Source organism: Rhodoferax sp. RT5P35 (genome assembly GCF_056521385.1).
On record NZ_JBWMAX010000066.1, the window covers coordinates 1 to 1,735 of the forward strand.

General features: G+C 64.3%; 1 protein-coding gene and 1 pseudogene. One reads left to right on the plus strand and one right to left on the minus strand.

The window, feature by feature from the left end; all coding sequences use genetic code 11:
• Positions 1-266: 266 nt before the first annotated feature.
• Positions 267-1,322 carry a LacI family DNA-binding transcriptional regulator gene (locus AC097L_RS23610; protein ID WP_479589176.1) on the minus strand — a complete coding sequence of 352 codons (1,056 nt, stop codon included), beginning with the start codon at positions 1,320-1,322 and terminating at the stop codon, positions 267-269.
• A gap of 118 nt (positions 1,323-1,440) precedes the next feature.
• Between AC097L_RS23610 and AC097L_RS23615 the strand changes: the two are divergent.
• Positions 1,441-1,735: pseudogene (locus AC097L_RS23615) on the plus strand (hypothetical protein); the annotation flags it as partial.

Here is a 1,735-nt window from a genome sequence, read left to right on the forward strand (position 1 = left end):
CGGTGCGTACCGGCAACATCGAAGAAGACGGTTGGGGCCCGCAGCGCCACGTGCAAGGCCACCCGCTGTGGGGCGTGGTGGGCCCGGACCCGCGTAATTTTGACCCGGCGCGTGGGCCGGAGCTGCTGGAGGCGGTGGTGGGCTGGCTGGTGGAGGAAGTGGCCTGAATTTCAGGCTATTTTTCAGGCATCCAACAGGCAGCCTGTGCTTATTCAATAAGCGCAAGCAGCTATAAAAAATATAGTTAAAAACTGTAGCGCCCAAACTCACACGCTCTCGGGCAAATGGATGTCCATCGGCACCAGCACCTGCCGCACGCCCGCCGTGGGCTGCACCACGGCCTCGGCCATCTGCGCCACCAGTTCGCGGCATAGCTGGGGCAGCGGGTGCGACAAGACGGCTGCGAAGTGCCGGTGGATCAGCCCCGCGCGGGTCACGGGTGTGAGCTCAGTGCCTATGCCCACCACGCGCTGACCACCCCGGTTGCGCTGGCGGCGCTGCGCCAGCGCCTTGAGCACGCCTTCAATGCCGCTGCCACCCATGTAAAAGCCCACCAGATCGGGGTGGCTGTCCAGCAGCTCGTGGGTGCGCTCTTCGCCGTAGGCATCGCTTTCCAGCGTGGAAATGGTCTCCAGCAGGTCGAAGTCCGGTGCGTGCTCGCGCATGTAAGAGCGCAGGCTGATTTCGCTCAGCTCCTGGCACTGGAAGCGGTGGCTGCCTACAAAAATGGCCACCGGGCCGGGGGCGTGGGCCAGCTCCGAAATCAACCAGGCCGCCGTGCGCCCAACTCGGCGGTTGTCCAGCCCGGCATAGCCTGCGCGCAAGGGCGAGCTCAAGTCCGAAATCAGTCCGAACACCGGCACCTGGCGCTGGTGCAAGGCCTCGATGGCGTTGTTGACCAGGGCGTGGTCGGCCGTGACCACCGCGATGGCATCCACCCGTTGGCCCAGGTCGGCCAGGTGCTCGGCCACGCATTCGGGGGTTTGGTCCTTCAGGTACTCGACCACGGCGCGGCCCCGCAGCGTAGGGCAGTCTTGCGTGGCCTGGGTGAGCGCTGCGGCCAGGCCCCGGTAGAACACCGCATTCGGCAACTGCAGCAAAAAGCCCAGCGTGAGGCGCGGGCGCACATCGCGCAGGCGCTCGGTGATGACACCCGCCGCGTAAAAGCCCAGGGCTTCGGCGGAGGCGCGGATGCGCTGGGCTGTGTCTTCGCGCACATTGCTGCGGCCATTGAGCACCCGGTCGACGGTGGAGCGGCTGTGCCCGCAGTGGCGGGCCACGTCGTCCATGGTGGGGCGGCGGGAAGGATTTTGGCTTGACATGTGTGTGTCAAAAATGGTCGTTGTCTTGACACATTATGGGGCAGAAATGGCAGCAACAGTACCCAAAAATCACCTGCACTCGTAGCATCCACCCACGTACAACGAGAGACAAAAAACCATGCCCAACACCTCTTACTCCCGCTATGCCCTGCGCGACGACCAGGCCCCCACCGGCGACCTGCGCCGCGAAGAATTCGAGTCCGAAGTCAGCGCCCGCTGGTTCACCCCGCAGATCGACCGCAAGCTTTTGAAACAGCTCATGAAACGCTCTGACACAGAGTCGCTGTGGAACTATGGCCTGTGGATCGCTCTGCTGGTGGCCAGCGGCGTGGCGGGCTTCTTCACCTGTGGGACCTGGTGGGCCGTGCCCTGCTTCCTGGTCTACGGCGTGCTGTATTCCACCAGCGACCACC

Excerpts from the sequence above, each read along its gene's own strand:
- AC097L_RS23610 (WP_479589176.1), bottom strand. The coding sequence starts at position 1,322 with ATGTCAAGCCAAAATCCTTCCCGCCGCCCCACCATGGACGACGTGGCC.